Annotated in this window: 20 protein-coding genes; 12 read left to right on the forward strand and 8 right to left on the reverse strand. The window is 68.3% G+C overall.

Annotated features, from left to right (window positions below; all coding sequences use genetic code 11):
- Nucleotides 1-322: 322 nt before the first annotated feature.
- The gene (locus tag NITAL_RS05385; RefSeq protein ID WP_157041634.1) at nt 323-1,117 is read left to right on the forward strand and encodes a hypothetical protein; all 795 of its coding nucleotides are present in this window, start codon (nt 323-325) and stop codon (nt 1,115-1,117) included.
- A 268-nt stretch (nt 1,118-1,385) separates the two neighbouring features.
- Here the strand turns inward: NITAL_RS05385 and NITAL_RS05390 are convergent, their stop codons facing one another.
- Both NITAL_RS05390 and NITAL_RS26255 read right to left on the reverse strand, forming a co-directional pair.
- Nucleotides 1,386-2,618: an IS256 family transposase gene (locus NITAL_RS05390; RefSeq protein ID WP_052665115.1), complete on the reverse strand. Its 1,233-nt coding sequence runs from the start codon at nt 2,616-2,618 to the stop codon at nt 1,386-1,388.
- A gap of 81 nt (nt 2,619-2,699) precedes the next feature.
- Nucleotides 2,700-3,794, reverse strand: a complete 1,095-nt coding sequence (locus tag NITAL_RS26255; RefSeq protein ID WP_083441248.1) for a restriction endonuclease — start codon at nt 3,792-3,794, stop codon at nt 2,700-2,702.
- Nucleotides 3,795-4,311: 517 nt separating this feature from the next.
- Between NITAL_RS26255 and NITAL_RS05400 the strand changes: the two genes are divergently transcribed.
- The 6 genes from NITAL_RS05400 (at nt 4,312) to NITAL_RS05425 (ending at nt 9,290) form a co-directional block, all read left to right on the forward strand.
- Nucleotides 4,312-4,494, forward strand: coding sequence for a hypothetical protein (locus NITAL_RS05400; RefSeq protein WP_157041635.1), 183 nt, complete (start codon nt 4,312-4,314; stop codon nt 4,492-4,494).
- A 264-nt stretch (nt 4,495-4,758) separates the two neighbouring features.
- A complete protein-coding gene (locus tag NITAL_RS05405) occupies nt 4,759-5,010 on the forward strand; it encodes a hypothetical protein (protein WP_052665118.1) in 252 nt (83 codons plus the stop codon).
- Between the two features lie 183 nt (nt 5,011-5,193).
- Nucleotides 5,194-5,775, forward strand: a complete 582-nt coding sequence (locus tag NITAL_RS05410; RefSeq protein ID WP_052665119.1) for a hypothetical protein — start codon at nt 5,194-5,196, stop codon at nt 5,773-5,775.
- A gap of 54 nt (nt 5,776-5,829) precedes the next feature.
- Nucleotides 5,830-6,417, forward strand: a complete 588-nt coding sequence (locus NITAL_RS26260; protein WP_169786738.1) for an RES family NAD+ phosphorylase — start codon at nt 5,830-5,832, stop codon at nt 6,415-6,417.
- A gap of 487 nt (nt 6,418-6,904) precedes the next feature.
- Entirely contained in the window at nt 6,905-8,797 is a 1,893-nt protein-coding gene (locus tag NITAL_RS26265) for a J domain-containing protein (protein ID WP_157041636.1), read from the forward strand.
- Between the two features lie 313 nt (nt 8,798-9,110).
- Nucleotides 9,111-9,290: a hypothetical protein gene (locus tag NITAL_RS05425; protein WP_157041637.1), complete on the forward strand. Its 180-nt coding sequence runs from the start codon at nt 9,111-9,113 to the stop codon at nt 9,288-9,290.
- Nucleotides 9,291-9,464: 174 nt separating this feature from the next.
- Here the strand turns inward: NITAL_RS05425 and NITAL_RS05430 are convergent, their stop codons facing one another.
- The 3 genes from NITAL_RS05430 to NITAL_RS05440 all read right to left on the reverse strand — a co-directional run bounded on the left by NITAL_RS05430 (nt 9,465) and on the right by NITAL_RS05440 (nt 15,289).
- Nucleotides 9,465-10,580, reverse strand: coding sequence for a tyrosine-type recombinase/integrase (locus tag NITAL_RS05430; RefSeq protein WP_052665123.1), 1,116 nt, complete (start codon nt 10,578-10,580; stop codon nt 9,465-9,467).
- 287 nt (nt 10,581-10,867) lie between these two features.
- Entirely contained in the window at nt 10,868-14,581 is a 3,714-nt protein-coding gene (gene mobF, locus NITAL_RS05435; RefSeq protein WP_169786739.1) for a MobF family relaxase, read from the reverse strand.
- Between the two features lie 234 nt (nt 14,582-14,815).
- Complete coding sequence (locus NITAL_RS05440) at nt 14,816-15,289, reverse strand: JAB domain-containing protein (RefSeq protein WP_245617720.1); 474 nt, start codon at nt 15,287-15,289, stop codon at nt 14,816-14,818.
- A 789-nt stretch (nt 15,290-16,078) separates the two neighbouring features.
- Between NITAL_RS05440 and NITAL_RS05445 the strand changes: the two genes are divergently transcribed.
- The 3 genes from NITAL_RS05445 (at nt 16,079) to NITAL_RS05455 (ending at nt 18,646) form a co-directional block, all read left to right on the forward strand.
- Nucleotides 16,079-16,993, forward strand: a complete 915-nt coding sequence (locus tag NITAL_RS05445; RefSeq protein WP_052665126.1) for a hypothetical protein — start codon at nt 16,079-16,081, stop codon at nt 16,991-16,993.
- Nucleotides 16,994-17,134: 141 nt separating this feature from the next.
- Nucleotides 17,135-17,476 (forward strand): hypothetical protein, encoded by a 342-nt coding sequence (locus NITAL_RS05450; RefSeq protein WP_052665127.1) that lies wholly within the window; start codon nt 17,135-17,137, stop codon nt 17,474-17,476.
- Nucleotides 17,477-17,812: 336 nt separating this feature from the next.
- Nucleotides 17,813-18,646 (forward strand): hypothetical protein, encoded by an 834-nt coding sequence (locus NITAL_RS05455; protein ID WP_157041638.1) that lies wholly within the window; start codon nt 17,813-17,815, stop codon nt 18,644-18,646.
- Nucleotides 18,647-18,921: 275 nt separating this feature from the next.
- On the opposite strand, the gene NITAL_RS05460 is transcribed toward NITAL_RS05455, so the two are convergent.
- The 3 genes from NITAL_RS05460 to NITAL_RS05475 all read right to left on the reverse strand — a co-directional run bounded on the left by NITAL_RS05460 (nt 18,922) and on the right by NITAL_RS05475 (nt 21,489).
- A complete protein-coding gene (locus NITAL_RS05460) occupies nt 18,922-19,542 on the reverse strand; it encodes a hypothetical protein (protein ID WP_052665129.1) in 621 nt (206 codons plus the stop codon).
- Nucleotides 19,543-19,547: 5 nt separating this feature from the next.
- The gene (locus NITAL_RS05465) at nt 19,548-20,435 is read right to left on the reverse strand and encodes an ArdC family protein (protein WP_052665130.1); all 888 of its coding nucleotides are present in this window, start codon (nt 20,433-20,435) and stop codon (nt 19,548-19,550) included.
- Between the two features lie 370 nt (nt 20,436-20,805).
- Nucleotides 20,806-21,489 (reverse strand): RNA polymerase sigma factor, encoded by a 684-nt coding sequence (locus NITAL_RS05475; protein WP_052665132.1) that lies wholly within the window; start codon nt 21,487-21,489, stop codon nt 20,806-20,808.
- Nucleotides 21,490-21,674: 185 nt separating this feature from the next.
- Here NITAL_RS05475 and NITAL_RS05480 point away from each other — a divergent pair, with 185 nt between their 5' ends.
- Both NITAL_RS05480 and NITAL_RS05485 read left to right on the forward strand, forming a co-directional pair.
- Complete coding sequence (locus NITAL_RS05480) at nt 21,675-21,905, forward strand: hypothetical protein (RefSeq protein WP_052665133.1); 231 nt, start codon at nt 21,675-21,677, stop codon at nt 21,903-21,905.
- Nucleotides 21,902-22,195 (forward strand): hypothetical protein, encoded by a 294-nt coding sequence (locus tag NITAL_RS05485; RefSeq protein WP_052665134.1) that lies wholly within the window; start codon nt 21,902-21,904, stop codon nt 22,193-22,195. The genes NITAL_RS05480 and NITAL_RS05485 overlap by 4 nt, the downstream gene beginning before the upstream one ends.
- Nucleotides 22,196-22,571: the final 376 nt, after the last annotated feature.

Here is a 22,571-nt window from a genome sequence, read left to right on the forward strand (position 1 = left end):
TCCTCGTTGACCACCTGCTCGGAGCAGCATCGCAGGGCGCGGAGCCGCCCGAACTACGGCTCGAGGGAGTGCCGCGGCCCTCGCCACGAAGCCTCACGGAGTCAGCGAGGTCCCTGAAAACACGAACGTATTGCTAGCAGTCCGCGGTTGAGGGGCAACTCTGGCCTACCATTCCCGACCACCACCTCACGCTGGGCACCCGGTTCGTCCCCTCGGCGAGCACCAATTGGCGGGCAGCGAACTTGACCGTGGTCGCCATGCCCACCCAGGCTCGAGCCGTTAACCGAATGGCGTAGCAGCACAGAGCAGCGAGGATGATCGGATGACTGCCAACAGCTCAAGACCTAGCCCACGGGCAATGGTCGCCGCCATCGTCTGCTTGATCTTTATCATCCTACTAGTCATCGCACTTAGCGAGGTTTACGAGATCGGCGAGTCCGTATCCCTTGCTTTCCAGTCCGTTGGAACACTCGCGCTCGTTGGAGTGACAGCTTGGTACGTACACATGACGTCCAGGCTCGTGCAAGCGCAAGAACAGACACTGCAGCAGGCCATTATCTCGGACGAACGTCGCGTTGAGGAAGCTCTACGTCACCAAAAGGATCAGGCTGTTCGTGAACTTTGGTCGCTATACAGCCAGTACGGTTCAACTCTATCGACCGTGGGCGAGGAAATGCGCGTGGCCGACATGGACCTGGGTGGTCCTCCCAGCATTGACGACTACCGGCGTTTCGCCAACCGGGTCGCCGAGGCGTCGGATGCTTTAGTTCGCGGAATCACTCGGTGTCAACCTGAGCTGCCCACGGAGCTTCTGGGGACCGCTGTTGAGGCGAACCTCCGCCTTGGTACGGCGGCTCAGCATCTATTTGCTCTTGTTGATTGCCTGGATGAGATTTCGCTCCAAGTCCGCGCCGAGGGGCGGGACTTCTTCCCCGACGATGCCGGCGACCGATTCACTACCGCCTATCGGCCACGACTGCCAGACAAGCCTGAGTGGCGGGAGGTGGTGAGCGGCGCCACCGTCAGTAACGCGGGACGCTCGGTTGAGATGTTGGGAGCGGCCGCTTACCGTCATCTTAGCGGCGGCAATCTTCCAGACGAGTTCGATATGGTTTGAGGCGCGATGGGAGGAAGCGCGTGGGTCCTGGGTGGGCTTTACGCAGAATGCGCAATGGTCTGCTAGGGGTCACGTGCCTACATTGGGAACCGAACAGACAACCTTTTGCCATCGCGCACCCAACCTGCCCTCGGGCTCGCCCACATCGGGGCGCTGGACCTCCCGAGCGGCGATGATCGCTATGTGTGGCCCGGCCCCGGGCACCCCCCGCGCACCTTCACGGTTCGATGGCGTCCCATCGTGTGGTGTAGGACCGTGCGTCTCGTTGTCAGTGTCGGGGTGCTGCGGGCAGGGACGGTAGACGGTCCTCCTGGTCGATGAGGGGGCTGAGGGTGGCTTCGGCCATGTAGCGGCGTGGGGCGGCGACGAGTTCGTCGTTGACCTCGACCAGGAGCGCGCCGACGAGGCGGATGACGGACTCGGGGTCGGGGAAGATCTGCACGACGTCGGTGCGGCGTTTGAGCTCGCGGTTGAGCCGTTCGATCGGGTTGTTGGACCAGATCTTGGGCCAGTGCACGGGTGGGAAGGTCGCGTAGGCGAGCAGGTCGTCTTCCATGGCCTCGAGCCGTGCGGCGACCTTGGGTTCGGTGGCGGTGAGCTTGTCGACCACGTCGCGTAGCTGGGTGCGGGCGGCGTCGGCGTCGTTCTCGGCGAAGATGGTCGAGATCGCTGCTGAGACCATCCCGCGGTGCTGGTGGCGTGCGACCGCGAGCAGGTTGCGCTTGGCGTGGACCCGGCAGCGTTGCCAGGCCGCGCCTTGCAGGACACGGCGGATCGCGGCGCGTAGGCCGGCGTGGCAGTCGGAGATCACCAGCTGCACGCCTGATAGGCCGCGGTCCTTCAGATCGCGGAGGAACTCGGTCCAGAACGTCTCGTTCTCGCTGTCGCCGACATCGACCCCCAGCACCTCGCGGTGCCCGTCAGCGCGGCAACCGGTCGCGATCACCACGGCCTTGGAGACCACCTGGCCGTGCTCGCGCACGTGCACGTAGGTCGCATCGAGCCACACGTACACGAACGGCAGATGATCCAGCCGCCGGCGGCGCAGGACCGCGACATCGTCATCGATCTGCTTGCAGATCCGCGACACCGAGGACTTGGAGATCCTCGTGTCGCACCCGAGGGCCTTGACCAGATCGTCGACCTTCCGGGTGCTGGTGCCGGTGATGTAGGCGCGCATGATCACCGCCCACAGCGCCTTGTCGATCCGCCGGCGCGGCTCGAGCAGCTCGGGGAAGAACGACCCCTGCCGCAGCTTGGGGATCCCGAGCTCGACATCCCCTGCCGGGGTCGACAGCAGCTTGGGTCGCCGGCCGTTGCGCTGCGCGGTCCGTGCCGGGGTCCGTTCGCCCGGCTCGGCACCGATCCTGGCCGTCAGCTCGGCCTCGATCAGCTCCTGCAACGCCGCAGCAAGGATGTCGGAGATGGAGGTGGTCAGGCTCGCGTCCGCGCCCTGGAGGCGCTCGGCGAGCTCATCGATGGCAGACTCGTAGTGGGTCATCGTGCTCGTCTCGTTGTGTAGGAACTCTGAGACTTGCACGGTGGCCCGCTCTACGTCGGAACCGACGTCGCGGGCCTGCTCCTACACCACCACGTGGGACTCACCCCACGGTTCTCGGTTGGCGGGTTCGGTTCCTTCATCCGTCAGTCCCGTGCTGTCCCCAGGCCCGCCGTGCCCTCCTGCCTGTCTCAGACTCTCCGCGATGCGCCGATCGATGCGTTCCGGCCATTGCGCGCCCAAGTGTTTGTTGAGAAGTTCAAGGAGCGCATCGGACGCAACCAAGTCGAGGCGGTTATCCTGTCCAAAGTCGATCGCGTCGCGGGTGAAGCTGCTCGTCGTGACTAGGACGCCACCTCGCGCTCCTCGTTCGGCAACGGTTCCGAGAAGCTGGCGCACGACTCGGACGCCTACCTTCTTCTCCCACCGCTTGCACTCAATCAGTAGATGCTCGCGCCTACCAGGCTCGGCGCAGGTTGCCATGACGTCATAGCCGCCGTCTCGTGATCGTCGTGTCAGTGTCGTCGCGTACCCCCGGGCGTGGTAGAGGCGCTCCACAAGATGCTCGAATTCACGCGGATCCAGAGAGCGCAGCGCTGCGAGGGCGCGGTGAGGACCGATTCCGAACGTGATGTAGCGGGCACGGACGATGGCGGTGGCATCATCGAGTCCATTCAGCCGTCCGTCCGGAAGATGCTGCGCGTGTGCGAGGAAGTACGCACGAAGGCCTTCAAGTGCTTGCCTAGGAAAGTGCGGGAGCAGATCGAGGACCCAGGTGTTCCCTTCCCACGGTGGTGGGGTGGGGCGGACGACCCCGGCATCTGCCAGCGTGAAGTATCGCTCGCGACGGCGGACGAACTCGCTCTCGGGAGAAGTGCCTCCCGTTCGTCGCCAGCTCTTGAGTGCCTCGTGGCCCACCCGATCGAGACCGAGCGTGCCGGAAGGGAATAGAAAGCCCCTCAGGACGATTCGTACAAGGTCCTCGGAGTACTCCGAGACTCGTGCAAGAAATTCCGACCGGTGGTTGCTGCACGCGAAGGCATAGTCGACTACGGGCGGCGGGTTCCGTGTTGCTATGCGTTCCAGCCAGACATCGAGGGGCCCTTCGGCCTCGCTCTCCATCCGAAGTAGCTCGGCCTGTATCGAACTCGATCTCGGCTTGTCGGGCAGCGAACGCATCACACTTTCCTGACATGAACTGCTCAGTTAGCGACGTATCGGCGACACTCTAGTGCGATTGGTTGGGTCATCACCTACCCTTGCCGGATCGATTGAAACGGCGCTGCGCGACCCCGCCGCCAGACTTCACCACAGACCAAGCACCACCGCTCGCCCTGGTGTCTGGTACGGCAGTGGCATGGTCTCTCACAAGGTTGCGGCTGCCGCCACGCTAGGCAACACGCAGATGACCGGCGACGCTGCGGGGCGACGCGCGGATGCAGCGTCGCTCTGAAGGTCGTTAGGTTCTCATTGGGGTGTCGGAGCACGCCCACGCCTCCGGTCACGACGCAGCGCGCTCCGCGGTCGGTCACCACCGGCCGATGCAGTTGTGCGTGCTACCCCAGCTGAGCCCCGCCGCGTGGTCCCGCGCATCATCACGGTCTCGGGCGGCTAGCGAAGCCGGGTGTCGGCTACCGGTTGCTCGCGGCCGGGTCCGCTGCCATGACCCCACGTCCGCGCTATGTCGGTCCGCGCCATGGTTCTGACGTCCAAGCCGCGGATCCTGTTCTCGTTCGGCCGGCTCGAGGACGTCGACCGTGACGGCCTGGAGCGGCTGGTCGGCTCGATCGCCCGGTTCCTCCATGACGACGCGCTGGCGGCGGTGTCCGGCGAGGGCGTCCGGCTGGCGGGTTCGAGCCGGTCGACGCCCGCGATCTGAGTGGGTCGTGGGGGCTCGACCAACTGTGGGACCGGCTCGGGATCGGCAAGGCCATCATCAAGGTCGCCAAGGCCAGCAAGCTGGATGTGGTGGCGGTGGAGCGGGTGCTGTTCGCGCTGGTCGCCTCACGTGCTCCTGCGCCGTCGTCGAAGCTGGAGGCGACCCGCTGGATCCGCAAGGAGGTCTACATCGACCGCCTAGCCGAGGTCGACTCGGAGCCGTGCTACCGAGCGATGGACTTCCTGCTCGACGCGCCAGGAAACCGTGTTCTTCACCGTCGCCGACCTGCTGCAGCTGGATGTCGATCTGCTGTTCTTCGACACCACCTCGCCCTACTTCGACCTCGCACAGCCCGACGGCGACCCCGACGATGACCAGCCGGGCTTCCGCACCGGGAAAGGCAAGGAGGCTGCTCAGCCCAAGCTGGCTCCCAGCTACCGATGCGACGGCACCAGCGCTGTCGCGCCAACGCGTCACGGGCTCCTCGCTCGGCACCCCCAGCGGCGACGCTGGTGATCGTGGACACCGGCCTAGCGCCAGTGGGGCCTCGTTCGCGGTTGTCGCCTGTTGGGCGATAAGCGCAGTGCCGACTCGCTGCACGCGACGTTGCAGCGGTCAGTCCCAGCATGAGGCGAAAGTAGTGCTGTTGTCCCATCGACCGGGCCAGTACGGTTGGTACGGTTGGGTATGGAGGTTGGGATGTCGAAGAAGAGCGATCAGGTCGCCGATCAGGTCGGAGCCGCGGTTGCCTCCGCACTCCGGAAAAAGCTCTCCGCTCACGATGACTGGGTCAAGTTCCACGACCTTCCCAGCCTTTCCACCAAGATCGTCGCAGCCGCGAGCGATGCGGCCGTCAGCGAAGCGGCTGCATGCCTCGCTGGTGGACCCCCGATCGCGCAGCGAATCGGGCCCATCTACCTCGTTGCGGACCTTACCCGCTGGCTGCCCTCTCCTGGCACCCCTCCGCTGAGCGACGAAGCGGTCCGCAAACGCATCCGGCAGCGACAGCTGGTCGCCTTCCGCACCGACGACCTCATGTGGGCGTTCCCAGGCTGGCAGTTCGACCGGATCGGTGGGCAGCTCGTCCCACGCGCTTCGGTCATCGAGCTGTGGAAGCGTCTGCCGACCCGCGGCTTCCTCACAGACGTCGACTTGGCCGTGTGGATGGCCACCCGGCTGCGCATCCTGGACGGCACTCCCGCCGATCACGCCCACACCCACGGTGCCGACTCGCCGCCGCTCCAGCGCGCCCTGTCACGGCTGAATGCACGGGCTGCCTGAGTGGCGCGTCAGCAGACCGGGCTCCGCCCCCCCACGCCTGGCGACGGCGCACGTGTGACGACTACGACCCGACCCGGGACGCTGTACCGCGCATGCGGCTCCCACCACCCTGCACCATGGTGGCACTCCTCCCGCGACACCGCCGCCGATCCCGGACGGTTCGACCTGGTTAGCCCGAACGGTACCTGCTACTGGGCTGGCACCCCAGGCGCCGCCATCCTCGAGAGGATCGCCGACCCCGACCAGGTTGACCCCCCGCTCGCGACCATCGCTGCGCTATCAAACCTGACCGTGTGGTTGGCAACTTACGTCTCCGCTGCCGCGCCACCTCTGGCCGACGCCACCGTCGCGTCGCTACCGACCCTGAACGGCGAGATCGCCACGATCGTGCCCTACGATCTGACGTGGTGGTGGGCAGACGAGTTCCACGATGCTGGACTGGCCGGGATCGTCTACCACGGACGGTTCGCGCAAGCTGACTGCTTCGCGCTGTTCGCACCGTCCGGGCCGACCGCCGACCCGAGCGCGCTCCTGACTCGTCATCCTGCCATCGCGATGGCCGAACGGCTGCCAGCCGCCTACCGCGGCAACGTCACCACCGTCGGCACCGCCGCGAGCCTTCCCCGAGCTCCGGCCCCCTGACCCCGCAGCCTGGTGCGACGTGACGCCCACGCAAGCTACTCGACATGCCGAACATGCCGACGAGCAGTCATCCAACGCCTGCATCGGGCACTCCCGACACCACCGCCGTCGGGCGCGAGCAGCGCGTTTGGATGAGCAGGGTGAGCAGTTCGTGCAGGAGCGCCTCAGCGAAGTCAAGCGGCCGCACAGGGCGGCAGAGGTTGGCAAGCGGCTGTTGCGGTGCTTCGAGCCACATAGCGATTCATCAAAAATATCGGGGTTCTGAAGCCGCCCACGGGCGCACGGTCACCGATCGGCCGGCATTCGATGGATGCGAGCAGGAACCGGTTCAAGTTCTGGGCTGAGCTGACCGAGGGAGGGGTACGGCAGCGGATGGTTCGAAGGTGGATGCACGGGGACGGGTTCTTTCAGCGGTACGGCTGAGGATGCAGGTGGCGCACGTCGCCCACATCCGGCACGCCGTCGTGATGTCGCTCTGGCCGTGCCAGTGAGCGACCGCGACCCGTACGAGGCGCTCGGGGTGGCTTCAGACGCCACGGACGACGAGCTGAAGCAGGCCTACCGGCGACGTGCCCGCGAACTGCACCCTGACCGGCACGGGCAGGCGTCCCCGGCAGAGCAGGAAGCTGCCCAGTTGGCGATGGTCGAACTGAACGTCGCCTACGACACCATCCGCAAGCGTCGTTCGGGCGGGGAGGACCCGTCCGGGTCGATCGGCAGTCCGCTCGAGGTGGCGCACATGCTCGCGTCGCGCTTCGCCATCAACGCGGCGGTGCTGCGTTTCTCCCCGGCCAACGACGAGCCGGGAAGGCTGTCACGGTGGGAGCAGCGGCTGCTCGGCGAGCTGCTGGACCAGTTGGAGGAGCAGTTCGAGCGTTCACCCGCCGACCGGTTCGCGGACCGGTCGAGCGACCATGGACGCAACGCCTTCGAGCTGTTCGGTGCAGTCATCGAGGACTTCATCTGGCGGGCGACCAACAGTGCGGAGCACGAAGGCCAGAACGTCGAGGACGCGTTCGGCCTGCTGCACGTGACCGCGTTCACACTCTACGGCCTGGCGTACAAGATCGGCCCGACCGACCCCGGGTTCAAGCAAGTCGTGGACAAGCTCGCTGACGACATCATCGCGGCCTACAACGGCCGACTGCGCGCTGAGGAAGCGCGAGTGCGGAGAACTTCGCCCCGCCAGCCAAATCGACCCGACGTGGGGCCCCGCGGCCAGCGGCCAGGCGGGAAACCTCCGGTGCTCTGGGCGCCGTTCTGGGTCGCGGTAGTCGCGCTCATGTTCTTCGGTGCCGCCTGGGACTTGATCGATGGGCTGGCTGGCAACCATCCCGTTGACGGGTTCTCCTGGGTCGCCACCTTCGGGTTGGGGGCGCTGCTGTGGTGGCAGGCCCGCGAGTCTCACCGTGCTGGAACGTGGGCTCATCGGCTCCACCGCTATGTCATAGAGGCAAGCGGGACAGCTCAGGCTCGATCTCCAGAAGGACCTAAGCGCGGCCCGTCGTCTGCATCCTCGCATCGGCCCAAGCAACAACGACCGAACCCGGCCTCGGCCCCGCCACCACCCTCGTCGTCTCCGCCACCCCCACCCTCGTCAAGTCCGCCTCCGCCGCCATCCGAACCCGCCTCGCGCGACGAGAGCTCAGGCCAAGCGGACTGGGATGGCCCGCCGCGGGCCACACGGTCAGGAACCGTCGGGACCAACCACTTCACCGCCAAGGGCGATCAAAGCTCCAAGGCCGATACCAGAACGTGGGTGACGGTCGGCATCGCGGCCGCAGCAGTGATCGGGCTAGCGGCTATCGGTGCGCTGCTGGAGGAGCCGCCGCCGCCGACGGCAACGGGGGCGAGCACACCGGCGTCAACGTCGCCAACGCCTCCTCCGCAACCGCGTCCCGAACCCCAGCCACCACGGGCACAGCCATGGGTGACAAACGGTGACTGCATCACTGAGGACCCGCGTGAGCGGAGCATGTGGCAGGTCAGCCGCTGCGGGGATCACGACGGCATCATCGTGGAGACCAGGGCAAGACGGGCCGGCAGCGTCGACCCGTGCCGCGCCGACCATGATCTGCACTTCGAAGACGAGTGGGGGTTCTACTGCGGTCAGATCGTGACCGACAGCACAAGCGCGGGAGGCCGGTTCGGGATGGGACCGGTCGTCCCGGATGTCACATGCATCGTCGTGGAGCTCGAGGCGGCTGCGAAACGGCCATGCACCATGCCCGGCGCGGTGCTGGTCACCCACCTGGTTGCCACCGAGGCGGCCTGCGGCAACGAGTTCTATTCGTCGGGCTATTACTACTCGCTGCCCACCTCGACTGGCCATGGGGCGGTGTGCATCGACTCGTTCGAGTTCGAGCGCGCCTACCCCTAAACAATCCCTGAGGTCGTGCGCCCAGGGCGCCGTTACCTGATGATGCGCAACACCTCCTGCATGCCGCGGAACAGCAGCCGAGGTCATCGGCGAGTTCCTTGAAGATGCGATCGAAGTGGCCAAGCCGCAAGTCGCCCGTTGGTGGAACGATCAGGCTCGGCCTGCCATCAGGTCGGCTGCTCAGTCCACGCGGAACCGGTTCAGGAGGGCGGATGTCCGCGGCCCGTCCAATGCTCAGATCGCGTCGCCCGAGAAGGCGTCGACCAAGGATGGTCCCCAGGAGCTGGATGCGGGAGGCGATGGCGGAGCCGTGATGACCACCCTTGAGGCGGAGCAGCGTCTCACCGCAGCTCTGGTGGCGAGAGCGTTCAGCGACGAGCCGATCCGGATGGTCTCAACGCTCGTGTCGTGGACGACGAGGGACAGGAGGTGCAACTGTCACTCCAGGAAGTACCTCGCGAAGAGATTGAGCTTCAGGTCAACCGGCTTCTGACAGCCAACCCGTCCACACGCGCGCGACTCGTCGAGGTGTTCGCAGATGCCGAACAAGGCAGCGAACAGACCCTCCCGCGGCCGCACTCGCCCGATTGATCGCGACACGGCGAAGCTCCGCCGGGATCGCGCGGATGGTGGCGAGTACTGCGCCGCATGGCCGCTGATGAAGTCGTCAGCCCCAGTCCCGGCGCCGTGCATCGGCGAGATCGTTGGATGCCCAGAGTCGGTTCTCCAAGAGCTGATCGAAGGTCTCCGCCAGGGCATGACCGGGATTCTGCAGCGCCTGGGCGTACAACTCCAGAGTCACGGCCGGCGTGGCATGTCCGAGGCGCTGACTCACATCGATCACAGGCATACCCGCCTGGAGAAGCAGGATGGCGTGCGTGTGTCGCAAGTCGTGTAGCCGGATCCTCGAGAGAGGTAGGCGGGCAACCGTCACTCGAAACCGGTCGGTCGCCCGGCTAGGTGGGATGAACGAGCCGTCGGGACTCGTGAACACGAGGTCGAGTTCGTTGCTCCAGCTACTCGAGGCGCGAGCACGGGACGACTGCTGTCGATCGAGCTGATCCTCGAGCGCATCGGCACCGTGTTCCCCGAGAGCGATGCGGCGTGACCTCGCCCGCTTCGGTGACCCCCGGACCGGCTGCCCATCTCGGACGGCCAGCGACTTGCTGATGGACACTTCTCGCCGTTTGAAATCGACGTCGCTCCACGAGAGAGCGAGCGCCTCACTGCGACGCATCCCCGTGGTGCTCAGCAGCGTGAAGAGAGGAGCGAACTGATGGCCATCGATCTGGTGCAGGAACGTCCGCAACTCCTCCACTGACCAAGATGACGCGGGATAGCGGCGGCGTAGTCCGTTCACATCGCGTTGCGGCGCCTGCACCCGGGACACCGGGTTGACCAAGAGCGCCCCCGTGGCGACGGCGTCTTCGAAAGCCTTGTGCAGCAGGATGCGGGAGTACCGCACCGTCGCAGCAGACAGCGACCCGCCGCGTCGCCCGCCGGATGTCAGAAGTGTGTTGAGCCACGCAGCCACCGAAGCCGAGGTGACCCGGTTGAGCGGAACACGTCCCAGGTGGGGGCTGATGTAGTAGCGATACTGCGCCACGTAGCTGCCGTGCGTAGTGGCTGCGAGGGAGGGTCGTCGGGTCTCCAACCACTTGATGAAGTACTCGTCGACCGTCTCGTCAGACTCCACGCCACCAGAGCCGAGACGAATCAGCAGGTCGTCGATGCGGTCGTCGACGACCTGCGTCCGGCCGCGCCATCGCGCGGAGCTAGTCATGTCGACCCCCTATTCGCCCCTGGATGTCAGCATCCGCCGATAGTGGAGACTGTCAAGACGCTCGCCGGGAGCGTGGCCGGAAGCACTGTCGGCGGTGCTCAGCCCCCAAGAACCGTGGGGGATGGCGACGCTCGGTCCCTTCGCGAGCATCCCCATCCGGCGAGCAGGAGTACCCCATCGGTCGCTGCTGAAACGACAGTACGCCGCATTTCCAGCTCCCCAACCGGGCTTGACGCGAACGGTTCGAGCTAGGGCCACCGAGTGACACGACCCACAACAACCCACGGTCAGCGTCGTGCGCCGCGGGATGCTCGGTGTTCGAGGGAGACGGCGATCTGGCGCCGGGTGGCGGCAGCGGTCGCAGTCGCGCCCAGCCACCGCTTGTGGGCTTCGGCGCGCGCTTCAAACCGATCCACGCGTCGCTGAGCGTGCGACCTGTCCAGTTCTGCCGGCCGGCGGTCGGGTCCGGCAGCGCTGCGGCATGCCCGCTCGAAGGCGTCGAGGTTTCGCCGTGCTCGCTCGAGCTCCGCAGGGTCGAAGTGGGGACGCCGGTCGAGGATGTCCTGCTGGCGAGCCGCTAGCTCGAACAGGGCCTCCTCACTGAGGTGTTCGAGCCGGTGGGCGGCGTACCGATCGACGGCGTGCTGCGCGTGGTCGTAGAGGGCCTGGGCGTCGGGGCGGACACCCGCGGGCCGGGGTCCGAGCATGGGGGTGTGGTCGGCAATCTCGTAGCGCTCGCGGTAGGCGGCGACCGCGGTCGCGGCGTTCAGCCAGCGCCGCCGGAGGGTGTCGTCCTCGGGCCGCTCACCGAGCGCCTCGTCGACCCACGCTGGCGCCGGCTGGCTGTCGAGGTTCGCACGGAGGTCGCGCCACCGGCGGGACATCAGGTCAGCAGCTTGCTGCGCGACCTCGACGAACGGGCTGCCGACGAGTGGGATGGCCGCCGCCGGTCCGAGAGGTCGGAGGTTCGCCAGGTGCGCGGTGTAGGGCTCGAGTCGCCAGTGGAGCACGCCGGCCACGGAGCGGGCGTCGTCGATGGGGCGCTGGTCGAGGAGGGCCGGGACGAGACGTTCGATGTTGCAGCCGCCGAGGGTGAGGGCTCGGACACGGTCGACCAGGGCGGGCCACTGCCGGTCAGCGCTCACGTCGAACAAGCCGCGTTCGGCGAGGAGGTCGGCCATCCACTGCTCGGTTGCTCGCCGGGTGGCGTCCTCGTAGATGGCACCGAGCCGGGCCAGGGAGCCGACCTCGCTCTGGGAGTCCTCGATGATCTGGTGGGCCGACAGCCGGTCGGGGTTGCGACGGGCGAGGAGGGTGGACAGGACGTGTTCGGGGGCGGGCAGATCGTGGTCATCGCGGATCAGGTCGCGGTCGGAGTCGGTGACGACCCACAGCCGGTTGCTGTGGCGGCCGCGGGTGGCGGAGACGTAGAGCTGTTCGTGCGAGGTGTCGAGGGTGATCAGCGCGTGGCAGGCGTCGACGGTCATGCCCTGGGCCCGGTGCGCGGTGGTGGCGTAGGCGAGGTGGGTGTGCTCGGCGAGGTAGTGGGCGGGCAGGGTGATGGTGGCTCCGTCGGCGTGCTTGCGGACTGAGGCGGCGCCGTCTTCGTGGACCGCGACGATGGTCCACACGTCGCCGTTGACGACCCAGCCGCCGGTCGAGGTGACCAGGTTGCGGTCGTTGCGGCGAGAGACGATGTGGTCACCCGGCGAAGCGAGGTTGTCGCGCAGTTGGACGCTGCTCCCGCGCGAGACGAGGCCGGCGTCGAGCAGCGCCGCACGTGCCCGTTCTCCCATGACGGCGGCCTGATCGTTGGTCCCGACGATCATCAGGACCGATCGGCGGCGGCCGCCGTCGGCGTCGAGGGCATCGGCCTGCCATGCCGCGAAGAGGTCGGTCTCGACCGTACCGAGCGTGCCGCCGTGGATCCGGCCTCGCATCGCGTACTCGGCGAGTGCAGCTGGGTCGCGGCGGCGCAGATCGAGGCTGGCCTGGCGTTCCCACCGGTCGGTGAACCGGCGCACCTCGTGGAGGTGGGAGGCGCCGATCCGCTCGGCGAGAAGGTCGAAGCTGCCACCGATGTGGATGGCCTCGAGCTGGGCGGGGTCGCCGACGAGCAGGAGCTTGCCGTCGACCCGGCGGGTCTGTTCAGCGATCTCGACCAGCTCGGCGGTCGTCACCATCGATGCCTCGTCGACGATGACCAGCGCGCCGGCTGGGAGGTGCCAGCGGCCGCGGCGGGTCTCGTACAGCCACTTGCTGGTGTTCTCGGCCCGGACCTGTCCCTCGGCCGACAGCACGTCAGCAGCGGCCTGGGACACCGTCAGCCCGAGGACCGTGGCGCCGGTGGCTTCCCAGGCGTCAACGACGGCTCGCAACGTGCGCGTCTTGCCCGCACCGGCGGGGCCGACCAGGAGCCCCACCCGGCGTTGATCACCAAGCAGCTCCCGGATGGCCTGCGCCTGGTCCGCGCTGAGCTCGTGGAACTGGACGGCGCGTTCCAGGCTGGAGGGATCGAGCTGGCCGCGCCGCGACTCGGTGGCGACCTGCAGCAGCCAGGCTTCCTCGCTGAGGGTCTCGCGCAGAGCCCACCGATGTCGTTGCGGGCGGTCGTAGAGGCTGGTGCCGTCGGAGCGCCGCAGCTCGGCGGGAACTTCGAGCACATCGGGTGCCGAGATGGCCAACAGCTCGGGACGCCGGAGGGTGGCGTCGACAAGGGCCTGCGCCGCGTCCTGCAGCTGGGCCGGCGTCAGCGCACGGGCCGGGAGGACGTCGAGCGCGGCACGCAGGATGTCGTGGCGGCTGACGCTGGCGCGCCCGGCATCCCGGATCCGGTCCAACACCGCGTTCACCTCGTCGTCGAGACTGGCGTCGATCGGAGCGGCGCCTCGTCTGGCGCGCCTGCCCCGACCGACGACGTGACGAGGCAGATCGGCCAACACGCGACCGCGACGGCGGGCGGTCTCCTCCCAGCGGTCCAGAGCGTCCTGGTCGTCGACGGCGTCCTTGCGCCGGCGGGTCGAGAGCGTCGCGTCCTGGGCCATCGCGGAGATGACCGCCGGCGCTGGCGGATGGCCGTACTTGGCCTCGTAAGCGGCCGTGAGCTGTTCGAGGCGTGCGGTGATGGCTCGACGTCGGGTCGAGAAGGCGTCGATCAGTTCCTCGTCGACTCCTTCGAGTTCGCGGAGCCCGTCTGGACGTTGCCGCCAGGCGACCTGGAGCCGGCGGGTCAGCTCGGCTTCGAGTACTCGGTTGTAGACCGCGCCAGCGCCCGTCCTTGCGGCCAGCAGCGCCCGACCATCGAGCGCTCGCCAGCGGCCGTCGTCGCGCGTCTCGGCCCGGTTGAGGACCACACAGTGGGTGTGCATCTGCATGTCGCCGTCGCGGGAGGTCCACTCGTTCATGCGGGCCACCACCAGCCCGCTCGAGTCGTGGACCCGGACCCCATTGCGACCGGCGCGGACGTAGGCGGCGTGCTCTTCGAGGTAGGTCAGGCCCGCCTCCACCGCCGTGCTGTGTGCTTCCCACACCTGGCGCTGAAGGCCGGGGTCGCCGGCGGCCCACAGCAGCGAGACGGACTTCACCGGGCTGAAGGTGCAGTCCCATGCCGCGACTGAGGCTTGCCCACCACCGCGGCGCAGCTCGTGGACGGCGATCCACCGCTCGTAAGGGTCGGTGATCTCGCCTGCCGCGGCGAGGTCGGCCTGACGGCGGGCGGCGGCCTCCTCGGGTAGGCGGAAGCGCCGCCCGAGCCGGAGACCGTCGGGGCGCATCCCCTCGCCGAAGAGTGGAGCGAAGGTCTCGTGGTCGACCGGCCCGTCCAGACCGAGCGCAGTAGCGCCGCCGCCCCACCACTCCGAGCCGGGCGCGTACGGCATCGCCACCGACGAACCCGGCCGGCCGTCGGCCGCGGCTTCGGGCAGGTAGTAGTCGGCCAGGCCTCGCTTGGTCTGTGCGAGGTAGTAGTCGACGGCACCGCGCCCGGCGAGGACCTTCTTCACGCTCAACACACCCAGGGACTGCACCCATCGTCAGTCGTCGAGTGACGCGTCGACCGCCGCGGTGCGCCCGCCGCACCCCCGACTGGTTCTGGTGATGCATTGGTGTGTCGCGTTGCTGTCGTGGCCCGAGCCTCGAGAGTTGGCGTGTCGGGAGCGACCGATGCTTCGGCGTGGGTCAGGTTCTCGGACGTGAGCGGTGGGGCCGGAAGTGTGCCGGCCCCACCGGATGGTAGGTCAGAGGTGGCCGCGGCGAGCCAGCGAGATCCACTGGTCTCCGGCGACCACGAGGTGGTCGAGGAGGTCGATGCCGATCAGCTCCCCGGCTCGGGTGAGCCGTCGGGTGAGCAGCTGGTCGTCGCGGGAGGGTTCGGGGTCTCCGGAGGGGTGGTTGTGGGCCAGGACCAGGGCGGCGGCGTTGGCGAGCAGCGCCCCGCGGTAGACGTCGCGGGGGCTCATGAAGGTGTGGTCGATGCTGCCCAGACTGACCAGCTCGACGGTGAGCAGGCGGTGCTTGGTGTCGAGGTAGGCGGCGACGCACGCCTCGCGGTCGAGGCCGGCCAGGTGTGGCATCAGGACCGCGGCGGCGGCCTCGGGGCTGGTGAGCTCGTCACGGGTCAGGTAGTCGGCGGGCGCGAACCAGCGTGTGGGCAGCGCGGCTGCGTGCTCGGGGGTGGTCGGGAGGGTTCCGGTGGCCGGTCCGGCCGTCATGGTGGTCACGTTGGCTCCTTGTGTCCCAGGTCTCTCCTCGGGTACTCGGAGGGGGACCCGGAGGGCAGGAGGGGGCGTCAACCCTGACCAGCGGTCCCGACTTGCCGGAGCGCAGCGGAGGCCAGTCGGGAAGGAGCGCAGCGACGCCGGTGGTGGGTTGACGTAGGGGCTGCGTAGGTGGCGTCCGAGCTGGTGGTCACCGCGCCTCGCGTTCGTCGGAGCAGCCCCGACCCTCCCGACGATGAGGTGAGTAGGGCTGGGCTTCGCCCTGGCGAAACCAGCCCGTGAAGCGAACCTCGAGGCGCCGAAGGGTCGACTGACGAGACAAGAGGAGGAGGGTGGCAGGGAGTCCGGCGCAGCCGGATCGGCTCCCCCTCAGGGAGACGACCCGGAGGGATCCCGGGCGGCGGTTGTACGACGGGCACCCGTCCGCGTCGGCCACCTTCCGAGGCCGGTGGCCCACGAGGCGACTGGACCACGTGGGGACGGTTCATGGAGGCCCACGGGACGTGGCCCGTGCGGCATGGTCGCGGAGGCGATGCCGGCCACTCGGGAGGTGCGCCCGGTCAGGGTCCGGCGTCGCGCGCAGCGGAGCGAGCACGTCGTCGGGCGCAACGACCGGAGGGAGGCGGGAGCGTTCGTGGATGGGGATGGCCGCGGTGTCGGCCATCCAGTCCCGGGCAACCGAGTCCGTGGTCCTGGCCAGTGGCGACGGGGCATGCGGCCGGGTCGAGGATGGTGTCGCCCGCGCCTGTCACCATGCTCGTCAGACAGTTGGCGGAGGTCGCCGTGAGTTCGATGACGCAGCTGCTGCAAGGAGACACGGCCCTGCGCGGCTGGTTCGAGGCGGAGTTCCCACAGGCTGCCGACCGCCTCCAGCCAGATCCGCCACCCCGCCGGGTGGTGCCGATGCGTCGCCCGTGGCAGGTTCCGCCGTGGCTCATCGGGATGGCGTTCGATTGGCGGTTGCGCCTCGGGCTGGAGGCGCCTCGGGTCGAGGGGTCGACAGCTGAGGCTGGCTGGTGGCACCTCGAGGCCGTCACCAGCTCGCGCCAAGGGTTCGCCGAGGGCGGTGGCTACTTTGGCCCCTCCCCGTCTCCGGTACATCGTCTGGTCGAGGTGGCCACGCAGGCACGGGGCGGACACGGCCAGCCCCGCGACGAGGAGCCGTTGGCACGGGCTGCGTTGAGCTTGGCGGCCTACGAGACGTGCTACCGGCAGGGGGTGGCCCCCGACGATCCGCTCGTCGACGTGCGATCCGACACGGCGGTGGACCGGATGCTGGCCGGTTGGGAGGCCTCGGCGGTGGACGACCTCCTCCGCCTGATGGCCGCGGCACGCGGCGGACTTCGTGAGCTGTTCCCGGCCGCCGTGATGGATCTGAACCCGACCTTTGGTGGTCGTGAGACGGTGGGCGCCGATGGCGATCTGATCGTCGATGGCTGCCTCATCGATCTCAAGACGGTGTCCCGTCCCGAGATCAAGCGCGAATGGGTGTGGCAGCAGGTCGGCTACCTGCTCCTCGATGGCGGTCGCCGGCAGATCGGGCAGGTCGGCTTCTACCTCTCCCGTCACGCACGGTTGCTGCTCTGGCCCGTCCCCGAGTTCGTGGCGGTTGCTGCGGACCGGCCGGTGTTGCTCGACGAGCTGGCCGACGGGTTCGCCGCGGCGCTGGCACGCGACCTGCCCACCCGCGGTTGCTGATCGCGAGGGGTCGTCCAGCAACCGGTTGCTGGACGGCTCTGGCGGTGAGCCGCCCCGGTTTCCACAAGCTCGATGACGGCGTCCTCCTGGAGCCGGTCGTAGGTGAGACTCGGGGATGGATTTCCTGGATCGGAGGGATGCGTGAACCAGCGCGGCTTGCACCTCGACGAGTTGCCGCAGATCGAGCGGGACAGCTTCCTGCACTTCGCGACGATCGCTCGTCGCTGCGGGCACGCGGACGAGTGGATGCTGTTCCGGGACGAGATGGCCTCGGCGCTGACGGCGGCGTTCGGGTTGAACTCACGCTGGGTCGACCTAGACGACGACCAGGAGACGGCACGGATCGCGGCGCGACGAGAGTGTGCCTACGCGCTGATCGACGAGGCTGCCGCCCGGTTCGACCCGCTGTCCCAGTGGCCCCAGTTCCGCGAGGCGCTTTGGAACGGCCGCCACTCGTTGATGGAGCCCCCCGCGCATCGGTAGTTCGCCGCTTGGGCGAGCACCCGACTCGCCGGCGCTCGTCGCCAGTGATCCGGCCTGAGGCAAGGGGTGCGTTGCTGACTGGGTCCCCAGGGGTCCGAGGCGTGCCAGGGAGACCCACCGGCCACCGGCGATCACGAGGTGGTCGAGGAACTCGACCCAGATCAGCTCGCCTGCCCGGGGCAGCCACCGGGTCAGGAGCTCATGTCGGGCGCGGGATCGCCGGAGGGGTGTTGGAACGGGTCAGGTGTTTGACCTTCACGTTCTCAAGGCCGTCGCCACAGCCGCCGATACCACAACGGTGTCCGGCATTCGGCATCACCATGACAGGGGCACCAGTTGGGGCAGTTGCAGGTTCGTGCGGCACGGCACGCGGCGCTCGCAGACGCTGACCCCGTCACCGCTAACGGCACGATGACGGCGCTTGCGCAGCGAATCGAAGCAGATATCGATCCGTCATCGACGACGTACTTGTTCGCGGAGAGGACGTTCCGGGCGATCCTGGACGGCGTCGCCGACCCTGAGCATGCCGCGTTCGGGCTCGTCCCGGACGGCACGGCCAACGAGTCCGCCGCGCAGCTAGTGCTGTGGGAGCTAGCAGCGCACGAGTTCGCGGTCGCTCTGGCTGGCGCGTCTGACGCGGCCCGGACCGACGACGAGCAGCGGGAGGCCGTCCGCGTCGTAGGCTTGATGCTCGACACGCTCGCGCGCCGCCTGCCGGCCGGCGTCGTTCCCGCCACCGTCAGCGACGACGTCACTGCCGGACGCACCTGGCCCGCGTGGACGGCCGCCACAATCACGAAGGCGTGCCGCGAGGTCGCGCCAGCGGACGTCGCTGGCCAAGTCGCCGGCCAGCTCGTCCTCGGTTACCACCGCGCGACCGCGGCGCATGGCCAGAGCCAGGATCTGGCCGCCCAGAGCGTCGCGGCCGCGGTCGCAATGCTCGACGAGCCCGGCACTCAGCTCACCGTGGAGCTGGCCGGGATGGTCACGACCGCCGAAGAGGTGTTTGGTGCGCTCGAGCGAACCGACGCGGAGTCTTCAGCCCAGTTGGCGGTCGCGTCCGCGTCACTGCTGCGCAAGCTTGAGCTACCACTGCTGGCCGCAGCCGGTCGCGCCGACCGCCAGAAGTTGAACCAGCGTACGAGTTGGCTGCTCAATCGCCGCCGCTGAAGCCTGACGGTTGCTGCCCCTTCGTGTACGACGAGCAACTGCTCGTCGTCTGGCGAAGCCATCGGCCAGCGATCGTCGAACTATGCCGGGAGAGGTGTCTCGTCGGGCGTCTCGCCATCCGAGACGTCCTAACCCCGGTCGTCTCCCGGGCGTATTCGGACAGATCGCAGCCACTCACATGTGATCGAATTGGGAAGGGGCCCCTCGCCAGCTATCAACGGGTGCAGCCGTTGCTGCTATCCCACGAGGTTCCCACCGGAGCCCCGCGCCGCGGGTCAGCGGCTCAGCCGGGGGCGTTGTGGCTCGGCGTGGAAGTGGCGGTGCAGGTCGGTCTGCATCAGCGTGGTGATCTCGGTGTCGAGCTGCGCGAGGACCTTCTTCCAGGTGTCCGAGCTTGGGCTGGTGCTGCCGCGCGGTGGATCGGCGTGAGTTGGAACCCTCGTGGCTTCGATGGCGGCGAGCACGAGGCGGCGTTCCTCCATCGCATGGTCGAGGCGATCGAGGAGCTGGTCCTCACTGGCCCGGATGGTCCGGCCGTAGTCGAGGCCGGCGTGGAGTCGCTTGGCCTGGCGGATCGACACGGTGCGTCCTTCCGCGTGGAGCACGAGGGTGAGTGCCCCCCACCGGCCCCGTTGGGTGGGCGTGGTGACCGCGGCGTAGACCAGCCCCTCGTGGTCGCGTCGCAGTTGGACCGGTCCGAGGTCGGCGTCGCGTACGGGTCCGCCGGGCAGTCGGCCACCGCGTTCCCGGGTGCGTTGCCACTGCAGTTCGGCCTGGGGGCTCATCAGTCGGATGAGCTGAGCCGGGTCACGGAGCCCGCGTTCGATCTCGAGGTGGAGCCTCGCGATGTGGCGGACGATGACCTCGAGCTGCAGGTCCGTCGGCGCGCCGTCCACGCTCGTCACCGCCGACGGGGGCCGCGACTGGCGGCGAGATCGGCAGCACGGCTGGCGGCTGCGGTGAGCTGGAGGTCCAGGTGATCGGGTGGGACCAGCTGACAGGTCACCTGGTCGACGCGGCCGTGTAGCTGTCGGAACCGGTCGACGTCACCATCGACCCAGCCAGCGATGTAGCCGGCGGCGTGGTCCGTGATGTCGAACCCGAACCGGGCGGAGATGACGTGGGCGGCGGCTTCGGCGACCGCCTCGCAGTCCCCGCGGTTGTGGCGGTAGTAGCCGCGTTCACCCGCCGTGAACGCGCTGACGAGTTCGGGGTCCTCGCGGTGGGAGAGCTCGTGCGCGAGCACCGCAGCCCGCTCACCATCGGAGACATCGTCGTTGATGACGATGAGGTCGCCATCGCGCTGGTAGTAGCCGCGAAGGTGCTCCGGCAGCGCTTGCGTCTCGACGCTGACGCCCTGGTCGTGGCAGTAGCCGACGAGGTGGGTGGTGAGCTCGACGGGTGCTTGGTCCGGGACGGGACGATCGAGGGTGGGGAGCGGGGACCCCTCGGTCTGGGCGACGTCGAACACGTAGCCGGTGCCGTAGCCGAGCTTCTTGACGAGCCGGTCGTGCTCGTGGTCGTTGCGTGGCGGCGCGGCCTTCTCACCGGTGGTCGGGTCGACCCAGAACGGTCGTGGATGCAGGATGGCGATGCCACGCTCACCCTTGATCACGTGGCGATCGAGCTGCTGCCAGGTCCGGTACGAAGCGACGCGGGTGGCGTCAGGTCGCTGCGCGATGATGCGCATCTTGTTGCCGGCTGAGTAGCGGTGGAGGGTGGCGAGCTTGGTGAACCACTCGGCGTACTCACCGGACGCCACGAGCCGTTGCAGGGCGGCCTCGAGCATGGCGTCGGCTTCTGCGCGACGATCGACTGCTGGGTGCGTGGGCGCCGGCATCAACCGGCCAACCGGATCGCGAATTGCTGAGCAGCACCGGAGGGCGGCAGGTGGCGCAGCTCGACGGGGATCGAATCCAGGACCCAGGTGCGCCAGCCGTGGCCCGCCGAGCTGATGCGAGACGGAAGGTCCGCCGGCGGAGCGACCGTGACGACGGGGCCCCGCCCGGGTGGCGAGGCGGAGGTCAAGCTCCGGTAGTAGCGCTCACCTCGTTCGGTCCATGCCAGCACCGCGTGGTAGCGCTCGCGCCCGCGAAGGGTCGGATCGACCTGTCCGAGGAGCGCGATCTGGAGCGTCACTGGCTCGTCGCCGGGGGACATCATGCCGACCGCCGGTACGTCTCGAGCTGCGGCTGGAGGTGGGCTCGAGCACGGACGAGCCGTTGGCGCAGAGCGTCGTGACTGATGTCATGACGTGCGGCGATCTCTGCCAGGTGCACCCGATCGGCGAGGGCGGTGAGGCCATCGCGCGTAGCAGGGTCGAGCTGCTGGAGCGCCTCGGCGAGATCGGCGGACAGGTCGAGGTGGGGATCGCGTTCGTCGACGGTGAAGCGGGCGGCGACCGTCTCGCGCAGCGGTCGCTCGAGGCGTGTGCGGGAGAGGTGGTCGCGCACCGTCTTGTTCAGGCGTCGGCTGAGGGTCGCAGCGACCTGCTGGCGTCCCCACCGACCGTTGGTGTCGGTGTCGCACAAGGTGCGGTGCAGCAGCTCGAGACACACCGAGCCCCACTCGGCCGGATCGCTGCGGAACAGCGCCCGGCCTCTGGCCAGCAGCAGGGGTCGGTGGCTGGTGGCCAGCCAGGCGAAGGCTTGCTGGTCACCCTCGACGGCAGCGCTGACGAGGCGGCGGTAGTGCAGCCCCTGATCACGGCCAGGACGCTCGATGTGCGCGTCAGCGACGAGGACGTCGAGCAGCCGTTGGGCGTGGCCGTCGCGTGCGCGGTCATCAAGCGCGGTCCAGCGGCGGGTGACGGCGCCGTACGGGGCAGGGGTGGGATCGTGCATCGCAGCTCCAAGCCGAGGCTGCGACCGACCCTCCGCAGGGGGAGTTGTTCGACCGGTGCGGGCGGGTTGATGCCCACCCGTGGCTGTATCACGTTTCGTACCGCGATTCGAACTACGTACCGTGGTACTGTGGATCCTCACGGAGGCGTGGAAACCCACCCGCAGCACGACAAGGAGCCTGGTGCATGGCTCGACAGTCACGGTCGGTACGGGTCGACGAGGGGTTGCTCGCGGAACTCGAGTCCTTGGCCCGTGACCGTGTGGTGCCCGAGACGTTCGCTGGCCAGGTCGAGGCTGGCCTGCGGTTGCTGGTCGCTGGAGCCCGTACCGACCAGCTGCGCCGATCGGCCCAAATGGTTGCCGCCGAAGGGCCGGCAGACGAACTGTTCGGTCGGCTCATCCGAGGTGCCCGGTGAGTGCGGGACAGGTCTGGCGCAGGCCCGACGGCAGCACCTGGGTCGAGGTGCAGGCGAAGGCCATGGAGCCGTCCGGATGGCGGCTGGCCGTCCCACTCGTCGACGCAGCGGACGCACCAGATGCCCCACCGCTGGTCGTCACCGTCGGCCGGTGGCGAGCGCGCACGCACCTCGTGACCGCCCTGCCCGCCGAGCGTCTGGGCGAACCCCTCGGTGAGCTACCTCTCGGGCAGATCACCGCGATCCGTACGGCAGCGGCCGCGCTGCTCGACGTCGCTGCAGCGGGGTGACCGCACCCGGCTATGGGTGCAGGCGAGCGCAGTCGCAGCGGTGAGGGCCTCGAAACCCACGTCCTCGTCGGACTGGCCGGGTGTGGATTCTCGGGCGCACCGCGCCCGATCGATGCCTATAGTCAGTCGCGTGTCACACGGGCGAGGTGCTGTCGTGCAGTACCTCGTCGACGGAGGGACGTGGACATGGTGCTACCCGAACGACGTGCATCCGGTTCGGTCGCTGCTCGGCCAGCCTCGAGAACCTTGGCCCGGCAGGCCGGTGTGAAGACGAAGCCACGGCACGTCGGTGGCTCCCAACACCTAGGGAGCTCTCGAGCGCGCCGCTGCCCGCCCCGGTCACCGGGGAGGTGAGCAGAGTGACGGGGGTCACGCG

It is taken from the genome of Nitriliruptor alkaliphilus DSM 45188, assembly GCF_000969705.1.
Taxonomy (GTDB): domain Bacteria; phylum Actinomycetota; class Nitriliruptoria; order Nitriliruptorales; family Nitriliruptoraceae; genus Nitriliruptor; species Nitriliruptor alkaliphilus.

Coding starts and splice junctions, on each gene's coding strand:
- NITAL_RS05400 (WP_157041635.1), top strand. CDS start 4,312: ATGGTTCTGACGTCCAAGCCGCGGATCCTGTTCTCGTTCGGCCGGCTC.
- NITAL_RS05390 (WP_052665115.1), bottom strand. CDS start 2,618: ATGACCCACTACGAGTCTGCCATCGATGAGCTCGCCGAGCGCCTCCAG.
- NITAL_RS05425 (WP_157041637.1), top strand. CDS start 9,111: ATGACCACCCTTGAGGCGGAGCAGCGTCTCACCGCAGCTCTGGTGGCG.
- NITAL_RS05440 (WP_245617720.1), bottom strand. CDS start 15,289: ATGACGGCCGGACCGGCCACCGGAACCCTCCCGACCACCCCCGAGCAC.
- NITAL_RS05475 (WP_052665132.1), bottom strand. CDS start 21,489: ATGCACGATCCCACCCCTGCCCCGTACGGCGCCGTCACCCGCCGCTGG.
- NITAL_RS26255 (WP_083441248.1), bottom strand. CDS start 3,794: ATGCGTTCGCTGCCCGACAAGCCGAGATCGAGTTCGATACAGGCCGAG.
- NITAL_RS05480 (WP_052665133.1), top strand. CDS start 21,675: ATGGCTCGACAGTCACGGTCGGTACGGGTCGACGAGGGGTTGCTCGCG.
- NITAL_RS05430 (WP_052665123.1), bottom strand. CDS start 10,580: ATGACTAGCTCCGCGCGATGGCGCGGCCGGACGCAGGTCGTCGACGAC.
- NITAL_RS05410 (WP_052665119.1), top strand. CDS start 5,194: ATGTCGAAGAAGAGCGATCAGGTCGCCGATCAGGTCGGAGCCGCGGTT.
- NITAL_RS05465 (WP_052665130.1), bottom strand. CDS start 20,435: ATGCTCGAGGCCGCCCTGCAACGGCTCGTGGCGTCCGGTGAGTACGCC.
- NITAL_RS05385 (WP_157041634.1), top strand. CDS start 323: ATGACTGCCAACAGCTCAAGACCTAGCCCACGGGCAATGGTCGCCGCC.